The organism is Streptomyces sp. NPDC059897, assembly GCF_042730865.1.
Classification (GTDB): domain Bacteria; phylum Actinomycetota; class Actinomycetes; order Streptomycetales; family Streptomycetaceae; genus Streptomyces.
The window spans coordinates 59387-69227 of record NZ_JBHWKQ010000043.1 but is presented as its reverse complement, the minus strand read 5'-3'; the positions used below and the strand labels follow the sequence as shown (position 1 = coordinate 69227).

The window sequence follows — 9841 nt, the reverse complement described above, 5'->3', positions numbered from 1 at the left end:
GGCCACGACCGGCCGGGCGCACGGCCCCCGCCCTCTTGGCGCCTCAGACCTCCGTGACCTTTCCGGAGGCCACCTCCAGGCGCCTCGTCGTGTGCACCGCGTCCAGCATCCTGCGGTCGTGGGTGACCAGGAGGAGCGTGCCCTCGTACGTCGACAGGGCCGACTCCAGTTGCTCGATCGCCGGGAGGTCGAGATGGTTCGTCGGCTCGTCCAGGACCAGGAGGTTGACGCCGCGGCCCTGGAGGAGGGCGAGGGCGGCGCGGGTGCGTTCGCCGGGCGAGAGGGTGGCCGCCGGGCGCAGGACGTGGTCCGCCTTCAGGGCGAACTTGGCGAGCAGCGTGCGGACCTCGGCCGGCTCCATGGCGGGGACGGCGGCGCCGAAGGCTTCGAGCAGCGTCTCCGGGCCGTGGAACAGGGCGCGCGCCTGGTCCACCTCGCCGACCACCACCCCTGAACCCAGCGTCGCGTGGCCGGAGTCCAGCGGGATCCGGCCGAGCAGGGCGGCGAGCAGGGTGGACTTTCCGGAGCCGTTCGCGCCGGTGATCGCGACGCGGTCCGCCCAGTCGACCTGGAGCGTCACCGGGCCGAACGAGAAGTCACCGCGCCGCAGTTCGGCGTCCCGCAGCGAGGCCACGACCGCGCCCGAGCGGGGCGCCGCCGCGATCTCCATGCGCAGCTCCCACTCCTTGCGGGGCTCGTCGACGACATCGAGGCGCTCGATCATCTTCTGCGTCTGCCGGGCCTTCGCGGCCTGCTTCTCGCTCGCCTCGCTGCGGAACTTGCGGCCCAGCTTGTCGCTGTCGGTGGCCTTGCGCCGCGCGTTCTTGACGCCCTTGTCCATCCACGTGCGCTGCATCTGGGCGCGGCCCTCCAGGGCCGACTTCTTGTCCGCGTACTCCTCGTACTCCTCGCGCGCGTGGCGGCGCGCGACCTCGCGCTCCTCCAGGTAGGCGGCGTATCCGCCCCCGTAGAGGTTGATCTCCTGCTGGGCGAGGTCGAGTTCGAGGACCTTGGTGACGGTGCGGGTGAGGAACTCGCGGTCGTGGCTGACGACGACGGTGCCGGCGCGCAGGCCGCGCACGAACGCCTCCAGGCGGTCCAGGCCTTCGAGGTCGAGGTCGTTGGTCGGCTCGTCGAGGAGGAAGACGTCGTAGCGGGACAGGAGGAGGGAGGCGAGTCCCGCGCGGGCCGCCTGGCCGCCGGACAGGGACGTCATCGCCTGGTCGAGGCCGACGTCCAGGCCGAGCTGCTCCGCGACCTCCTCGGCGCGCTCGTCCAGGTCGGCGCCGCCCAGGTCCAGCCAGCGCTCCAGGCTCGTGGCGTACGCGTCGTCGGCGCCGGGCGCGCCGTCGACGAGGCCCTGCGTGGCCTCGTCCATGGTGCGCTGCGCCTCGGTGACGCCGGTGCGGCGGGCCAGGAACTCGCGGACCGTCTCACCGGGGCGGCGGTCGGGCTCCTGCGGGAGGTGGCCGACGGTGGCGGTCGGCGGGGAGAGCCGGACGTCTCCTTCCTCGGGGGTGGTGAGGGCGGCGAGGAGGCGCAGGAGCGTGGACTTTCCGGCTCCGTTGGCGCCGACGAGTCCGATTACGTCGCCGGGGGCGACGACGAGGTCGAGACCGGAGAAGAGGGTGCGGTCACCGTGCCCTGCGGCGAGGTTCTTGGCTACGAGCGTTGCAGTCATCAGGGGGGTGATCCTAGTCGGCGGTGCGGTTGGCTGCGCCGGGCTGAGGCGGTCGTTTCGGTTGCGCGACACCGCGATGCCTGAGCTGCACCGGCGCGGTGCCCACCGTTTCCGTTGCGCGACACCGCGGAGCCCGAGCTGCACCGGGGCCGGCGCCCACCGTTTCCATTGCGCGACACCGCGGAGCCCGAGCTGCACCGGGGCCGGCGCCCACCGTCATGGGCACGCGGCACCGGGCGCCGCCTTGCCCACCCTGCCGCCCAAGGCGGCAGATTGCCCAAGGCGGGGGCGGGTGGACCGCAGCGGGGCGGGGAGCGTGGCTGCGGCAGATTGCCCAAGGCGGGGGCGGTGGACCGCAGCGGGTGGGGAGACGGCCCGGAGCCTCTGCCCAAGGCGGTGGCGGTCGACCGCAGCAGGGTGGGGAGCGTAGCTGCGGCAGAGTGCCCAAGGCGAGGGCGGTGGACCGCAGCGGAGTGGGGAGCGTAGCTGCGGCAGAGTGCCCAACGCGGGGGCGGTCGACCGCAGCAGGCCGGGAGCGTAGCCCCGGCAGAGTGTCCAGGGTAGCCGGGCGGATGGCCGCGATGGGTGGGAAGCCGGCCCAGGGGCGGATGACCGCAGCGGGACGCCGGGCTCGGCGGTGGATCGGCGCAGGTGGTGGTGGCTCCCCGTGAGGCCGATGCCCCCGGAGGGGGCGGGTGGGTGGGAGATGAGCCGGGGGGGGAGCCTGGGTGGTCGACGTCGGCAGGGGCGGGGCCCGGGGCACACCGACCTGACTACGCGGCTCCGGCCCACGTCGGCCCCGGCCGCCCACATCGCCCGGCCCCGCGGGGACCGCCCCGTCACCGTTCCATCCGAGCCACCAGCACGCTCCCCGTCGTGCGGGCCACCAGGAAGGACTGGCCGCGTGTCGCCCTGTTGTCGAGGGAGATGCGGTGGCGGCCCGGTTGCAGGAGGGCGTCGAAGACCTCGTGGGTGTGGGTGCGGTAGAGGCGGTCGAGACGGTAGGACGTGATGCGGACGCGGCACGTGGAGGTGACCTCCACGCCTGCCTCGCCGTCGGCGGCGACCAGGCGGGTCAGGCGGCGCTGCCTCGACGGGACGCGGTCCAGGGCGCTTTCGATCTGGGCGACGAGGAGCGGGATGATCGGCGCGTAGCCGTCGACATACGCGACGTCGGCCCCGGCACGGTCGAACTCCGCGCGTACCGCTGCCCGTTGGGGCTCCTCCACCGCCCGGCCGAAGGCCACCGCCCCGTACGATCGCAGTTCCTCGGGCGGTACGCCGGACGCGTCCTGGGTGATGTCCGCGCCGACGCCGATGGTGCGCAGCGCCGCCGCAAGGCGGGCGAGGACCGCGACGCGGGCGCCGATCAGCAGGACCCTGCGGCGGGTTCCGGGCGGGCCCGGCCCGTCCAGGAGCCGGCCGAGCGCCGCGCGGTACTCCTCGGCGCGGAAGCGGAACGGGCCGATGCCGTGGTAGCCGTTCAGCTCCAGGTCGACCTGCTCGTCGGTCTGCCAGGCGAAGTCCCGCCAGACGTAGGCCCCGGCTTCCGTACCCCCGTCCCGTTCGATCACCGCCGTCACCGCGCCGCACTCGATGCCCTCGCACTCCGGACACCCGTAGATCACGCAGCGTCCGCCGGGCAGCGGCGCCTCCGCCTCCAGGAGCAGGCGCTTCACGTGGTGCGCGAAGATCGCGGGCGGGATGTCGGCGGCGAGCGGCGACACGGCGTCCAGGTCGGAGAGCTGGAAGAGCAGCGGGCGGCCGTCGACGATGAAGTCCACGAAGTCCCGGTGGACCTGGTAGTCGCCGTCCGCGAGGACTCCCCCGGCGCGCATCGCCGGTGCCAGGCCGAAGGTCGCGCAGTCGTCTGCAGCCATGGGGCGAGTATTCCCACCCGCGCCCGTCCCTGAGCGCGGTCTGACGCATTCCGTCGGGTTCCGTTAGCGTCCATGGATGATCAGTGACAGTGACAGGCGTGGCAGCAGGGGCAGCAGCGGCAGTGACGTGATCGTGGTGGGCGGTGGGGTCATCGGCATGACCACCGCCCTGGAGCTCGCGCGGCGCGGACGAGCGGTGCGCGTGTGGTCGCGGGACGTCGCCGAGCGGACGACGTCGGCGGTCGCGGGCGGGCTGTGGTGGCCGTACCGGATCGACCCGATAGAGCGGGTCGGCGCGTGGTCGCTGAGCTCGCTGCGGCGGTACGAGGAGTGGGCGCGGCGGTCGGAGGAGACCGGGGTGCGGCTGGTCGACGGCGTGCACGGGGACTCGCGGCTTGACGGGCTCGGGGCGTGGGCCACGGAAGTGGCCGGCCTGCGTGACACCCCCTCCGGGCTCTCCGCGCGCCTCCCCCTGATCGACATGCCGGTCCATCTGGCGTGGCTGCGCGGGCGGTTGGCCGAGGCGGGCATCGCCGTGGAGGCGCGGGCGGTCGCCTCGCTCGACGAGGCGCTGGACGCCGCGCCGACCGTCGTGAACTGCACGGGGCTCGCGGCCCGCGAACTCGTGCCGGACGACTCCGTGCGCCCGGTGCGCGGGCAGTTGGTGATCGTGGAGAACCCGGGCGTCGACACGTGGTTCACGTCCGTCGCACCCACCTCCGAGTCGACGTACTTCCTGCCGCAACCGGGGCGCCTGCTGCTCGGCGGCACGGCGCAGGACGACGACTGGTCCCTGGAGCCGGACCCGGCCACCGCCGAGGCGATCGTGAAGCGCTGCGCCGGGATACGCCCGGAGATCGCGGGCGCCCGCGTCCTCGACCACCGCGTGGGCCTGCGCCCGGCCCGCCCGGCGGTGCGCATCGACCGCGAGGACAAGGGCGCCGGGCGCGTACTGGTGCACAACTACGGCCACGGCGGCGCCGGTGTGACCGTGGCGTGGGGCTGCGCGGAGGAGGCGGCCGCCCTGGCCGAAGCCGGCTGAACCGCTGACCCGGCAAACGGGTGGGGGCGTGGTCCCTGTCGGACCACGCCCCCACCCGATACACGTACGGTCTCAGTCCTCGTGGTGCTTGCCGATCGGGTCGCCCTCGGTCTCCAGGCTGCTGCCCGGGCCGATGCGGATCTCGAACTCGCCGCCGTACTTCTCGTGGCCGGCGACGACCGCCTGCTCGACGACCTCGATGCCCATCTCGCCACGGACCATGAGCGGGTCGGCGCGCAGGTCGCGCAGGAGCGCCCAGCACATGCCGATCATGACGATGACGAACGGTGCCGCCACCAGGATCGTCAGGTTCTGCAGGCCGGTGAGCGCGTCCCCGGAGCCGTTGCCGATCATCAGCATGATCGCGGCGACCGCACCGGTCACGACGCCCCAGAAGACGACGACGAACTTGCCGGGTTCGAGCGCGCCCTTCTGCGAGAGCGTGCCCATGACGATCGAGGCCGCGTCCGCGCCGGACACGAAGAAGATGCCGACGAGGATCATCACGAGCAGGCTCGTCACGGACGCGATCGGGTACTCCTGGAGCACGCCGAAGAGCTGGGTCTCCGGGGTGTCGGCCCCCTTGAGGGCGCCGCCCTCCTTGAGGCTGATCGCCGAACCGCCGAAGACCGCGAACCAGAGCAGGCTGACGGTCGAGGGCACGAGAATGACGCCGCCGACGAACTGACGGATCGTCCGGCCCTTGCTGATGCGCGCGATGAACATGCCGACGAACGGCGACCAGGAGATCCACCAGGCCCAGTAGAAGACCGTCCAACTGCTGAGCCAGTCGGCGACGCCCTTGCCGCTGGACGCCTCGGTGCGGCCGATGAGCTGCGGGAAGTTGTCCAGGTACGCGCCGAGCGAGGTCGGCAGCAGGTCCAGGTTCAGGATGGTCGGGCCCGCGATGAACACGAAGACCACCAGGAGCAGCGCGAGCACCATGTTGATGTTCGAGAGCCACTGGACGCCCTTCTCCACACCGGAGATGGCGGAGAAGACGAACGCGACGGTCAGGACCGCGATGATCGAGACGAGCAGTCCGGTGCTGACGTCGTCCATCCAGTCGGCCGCCTCGAACCCGGCCCCGATCTGCAGGGCGCCGAGCCCGAGGGAGGCGGCCGAGCCGAACAGCGTCGCGAAGATCGCGAGGATGTCGATGACCCGGCCCCACGTGCCGTGCGCGTGCTTCTCACCGATGAGGGGCACGAAGACGGACGAGATGGTCTGCCGCCTGCGGCGCCGGAACGTGCTGTAGGCGATGGCGAGTCCGACGACCGCGTAGATCGCCCACGGGTGCAGCGTCCAGTGGAACAGGGTCGTGGCCATGGCGGTCTCCATGGCCTGGGCGTCGTCGGCCGGGTCGGTGCCCGGCGGCGGCGTCGTGAAGTGCGCGAGCGGCTCGCTCACTCCGTAGAACATGAGCCCGATGCCCATGCCCGCGCTGAACATCATCGCGATCCAGGAGACCGTGCGGAACTCCGGTTCCTCGCCCTCCTTGCCGAGGGGAATCTTCCCGTAGCGGCTCATGGCGAGCCAGAGGGCGAAGACCACGAAGCCGGTGGCGGCGAGGACGAACGCCCAGCCGCCGTTGTGCATCAGGCCGCCGAGCAGCGTGTTGGAGACGCTCTCGAGGTTGTCCGTGGCCACGGCGCCCCAGACCACGAAGGCCAGAGTGAGCACGGCGGTGACGCCGAACACGATCCGGTCCGTGGCGGGGCTCCGTTCGCCGGCAGCTCCGTCCTCGGGGACAGGGGTATCGCTGGTTGGTTTCTGAGGGCTTGTCACCCACTACGACCTACCACACCTGACACTCCTGTAACCCGATCAGCAGCGTGTGTCGGGCTTCCCTTCCGTCAGATGATAGGTCGCGCGCGCGTCGAGGAGCAGGGCGACCAGGGCCCGTTCGGACTGCCGTAGCGGGACGAATGCCCCACTGCCCGACTTCTTGACCGTGATGCCGTGCAGCGCCAATTCGTCCTTGAACTCGGCGTATTGCTCGCCGCTCAGCCGGTATCCGCAGGGCGGATCCTTGATGATCTCCGCGTCCTCGGCGGGGTCGTTGTCGGCGCCGCCGACGTAGATCGGCCCGCTGCCCCTGAAGCCCTTGGCGCGGGCGGCCGCGGTGGTGGCCTCGATCGCGCCCAGGTTTTCGGAGGTGTAGCTGAACAGGCCGCCGAGCGCGGCCAGTTGGGAGTCGCGGCGCCGCTGGTTGACCAGCGCCGGGTCGGCCTCCTCCGCGGGGGTGCCGGGGTCGACGCGGCTCTCGATGAGCAGCCCGACGGAGTTCTTGACGCCGGAGACGTTGCGCAGGATCCGCTCCTGCCCGTCCCCCGCGGTCTGCTTGATCGGCTCGCCGGTCTCCGGGTCGGTCCAGATGCCGTACGTGCCCGTGGAGTAACCGGCATCCTCCGCCGCAGGCCGCACGTGGTCGAGGGAGAGCGACTCGGCCTGGTCGTGCACGCCGGGGTCGGTGTTGAGGTTGCGCGGCCAGAGGTCGAACAGGTCCTTGTCGTAGTACTTGGGGGTGGCCCCGTACTCGTGCAGGTCGTAGATGACGTCGGGCTGCCGGTCGCGGATGACGGCGGCCATCGCCCGCGCCTCCGCCGTCTTGAGGGCGATGTGGTCGCGGTTGATGTCGACGCCGTCGGAGTTGCCGCGGGTGTCGGCGGCGTTGCCGTCCGGGTTGGCGGTCGGCACGACGAGCAGGGTGGTGCGCGACAGGAAACGCTGGGTCGCCTTGTCCTTCGCGTACGCCATGTCGCGGATCTTGGTGAGGCAGGCCTCGCGGCCCGAGGGTTCGTCGCCGTGCTGGGAGCAGATCAGCAGCACGGTGTTGGAGGTGCGCTGCTGACCGATGCGGACGAGGTTCAGCGGGCGGCCCTGTTTCGTCTCTCCGATGCGGGAGACGGAGACCTGGCCGGAGGCCTTGTCGGCGGTGGCGAGGAGCTGCTTCTCCTCGGGCTGGGTGGTCCAGCGGGCGCCGTCGGTCTCCTCGAATCCGGTGCGAGGCGGCGTGCTGTCGCCGCTCGCTCCGGCGGGGGCCGCCACCACGAGGGGTGCGGCGAGCGCCGCGGCGGCGGTCGCCAGGGCGAGGGTGCGGGGACGTGCTCTCAGGGGACGTTCTCTCATCGGGTGCTGCCTCCCGGTACTGGGCGGTCGAGACGGTACGGGCCGACCCCTTCGGCCGCGGCCGACTTGGGGGTGGCGGTGGCGGATCCCGAGGTGGCGGCCGCGAAGGCGGGGGCGCCGCCGACGACGGGGACGCGGGCCGCGGTGCGGCCGAGGTCGACGGTGAGCGTCGGCCTGGTGTCCGGCGGGTCGATGAGGTCCTTGTCGGTGCCCGCGACGATCAGGACGAGCCGGTGCCCCTTCGGGATCACGTGGTCGCTCGCGGCGAGCTGCACGGTGAGGGTGTACGGCTTGCCGGGCTTGAGCGGGCTGCCGTGCTCCGGGTTGTTGGCGGTGCCGAGGTCGGCCCAACCCCTGCTGAAGATCGTCGAGTTGACGTCGGTGGTCGCGGTCGGCGTGTTCAGGTAGCAGGAGCTGTCGCCGCCGGTGCTCGGGCCCCAGCAACTGCGGTCCGTGCCGGTCGTGATGCCTTCACCGGCGCCCGCGTAGTCGCGGATCGTGGCGGGGCCCAGGTCGACGAGGACGGCGCTCAGGTGCGCGCTGGACGTCGACGACGTCGCGGTGACCGTGACCTTCGAGGAGCCGGACAGGCGCAGGTCCTTGGCCAGCGGGCGGCTGATGAAGCCGGCCTTGTCGGGGGTCGGGCTGTCGATCTTCGCGGCCCAGTCGGTCTCGCTCAGCGCCGGGTTGTCGGTGAACTTCTCGGTGCCGGACGCGGCCTTGAGGCCGAGCGTGCCGACGCCGGGCTCGTCGCCCTTGCCGGGGCGCAGCGCGGTGGTGTCGGTGGCGCGCGGGGGCCAGACCTTGTCGGTGGTCCAGCGGTCGGGGGCGCGCTCGATGTCGGCCATCGGCTCGCGGTCGATGCCGTTGTCGTAGCCGAGGAGTTCGTGGTCGAACCAGCGGTGCAGAGTCTTGACCCAGTCGCCGCGGCGGAAGTCGAACGGGTCGACGTGGCCGGTCTGGGCGAGCCAGATCTTGCGGTCGACGCCGTTCTTGGCGAGGGCGTCCCACCACTGGCCGAAGTGCTTGGCGCGGACGTTCAGGTCCTGCATGCCGTGCACGACGAAGACGCTGGCCTTCACGTCGTCGGCGTCCTTGACGTAGTCGCGCTCCTGCCACAGGCCGGTCCAGTCACCGGTTCTCGGCGCTTCGTCGACAAGTCGTTTCTGTACGGCGGCGCAGCGCTCGCGCGCGGCCGGGCTCTCGACGTAGTCGGACAGCCACTCGGGGCCCGAGTCGTAGAGCGGGGCGCCCTGCTGGAAGTAGTAGTCGTACCAGGAGGAGATCGCGCCGATCGGCACGATGGTCTCCAGGCCCTCGACGCCGGTCGCGGCGACGCCGTTGGCGACGGTGCCGTCGTAGCTCTTGCCGATCATGCCGGTGCGGCCGTTGGTCCAGTCCGCGGCGGCCTTCGTGGTGCCGGTTCTGGTCGTGTAGCCCTTGGCGCGGCCGTTCAGCCAGTCGACGACGGCCTTCGCGCTGCCGACGTCGTAGGCCCCGCCGACGTCGACGCAGCCGTCGGAGCGGTTGGTGCCGAGCAGGTCGACGCCGACGAAGGCGTAGCCGCGGGGCACGAAGTAGTTGTCGTAGAAGAGCGGCATCTGGATGACATTGCCGTTCTCGTCGTACGTCTTCTTCTGGCTCTCGTTGCCGCGCCCGCAGCAGGAGTAGTACGGGCTGGCGTCCATGACCACGGGGACCTTGCGGCCCTGGGCCGCGGGTTCGCGGGGCCGGACGATGTCGACGGCGACGCGGTCGCTCTTCCCGTCGTCGTCCCCGTCGAGCCGGGTGTCGACCCAGACGGACTCGCGGACGGCGTCGGCGTAGGAGTACACGGGCTTGGACTCGGTCGGTTTCGCGGGGGCGGCCGACGCGGTGGCGCCTGCCCCGACGAGGGCGGACAGCAGTGCGGTGACGACCGCGACCGCGAGGGTTCTCCAGCGGAACGGTCTGCGGTGGCTGCGTCTGGCAGGTATCGGCATGGCGCGGAAGCTACACGGGTCAACTGGCTTGCGACAGAGGGCCGCAGGCACGGAAGACAGGCCCATGGGACGGAAAGACACATGTCGGCCAGATGACGATCGTGTGGCTGGTGCGGCCATGGAC

General features: G+C 71.8%; 6 protein-coding genes. 1 reads left to right on the top strand and 5 read right to left on the bottom strand.

What is annotated here, in order from left to right:
• Positions 1-43 precede the first annotated feature (43 nt).
• Entirely contained in the window at positions 44-1681 is a 1638-nt protein-coding gene (locus tag ACFV9W_RS32610; RefSeq protein ID WP_385768376.1) for an ABC-F family ATP-binding cassette domain-containing protein, read from the bottom strand.
• Between the two features lie 839 nt (positions 1682-2520).
• On the bottom strand, positions 2521-3561 hold the full coding sequence (locus ACFV9W_RS32605) for an oxidoreductase (protein WP_385768373.1): 1041 nt from the start codon (positions 3559-3561) through the stop codon (positions 2521-2523).
• Between the two features lie 76 nt (positions 3562-3637).
• On the opposite strand from ACFV9W_RS32605, the gene ACFV9W_RS32600 reads away from it, so the two are divergent.
• A complete protein-coding gene (locus ACFV9W_RS32600; protein WP_385768370.1) occupies positions 3638-4603 on the top strand; it encodes an NAD(P)/FAD-dependent oxidoreductase in 966 nt (321 codons plus the stop codon).
• 72 nt (positions 4604-4675) lie between these two features.
• Here ACFV9W_RS32600 and ACFV9W_RS32595 read toward each other — a convergent pair whose 3' ends face one another.
• The 3 genes from ACFV9W_RS32595 to ACFV9W_RS32585 form a co-directional block, all read right to left on the bottom strand.
• Positions 4676-6304: a BCCT family transporter gene (locus tag ACFV9W_RS32595; protein ID WP_385768368.1), complete on the bottom strand. Its 1629-nt coding sequence runs from the start codon at positions 6302-6304 to the stop codon at positions 4676-4678.
• Positions 6305-6430: 126 nt separating this feature from the next.
• Positions 6431-7735, bottom strand: a complete 1305-nt coding sequence (locus ACFV9W_RS32590) for a M14 family metallocarboxypeptidase (RefSeq protein WP_385768365.1) — start codon at positions 7733-7735, stop codon at positions 6431-6433.
• A complete protein-coding gene (locus tag ACFV9W_RS32585; RefSeq protein WP_385768362.1) occupies positions 7732-9717 on the bottom strand; it encodes a Xaa-Pro dipeptidyl-peptidase in 1986 nt (661 codons plus the stop codon). Before ACFV9W_RS32585 ends, ACFV9W_RS32590 begins: the two co-directional genes overlap by 4 nt.
• Positions 9718-9841 lie beyond the last annotated feature (124 nt).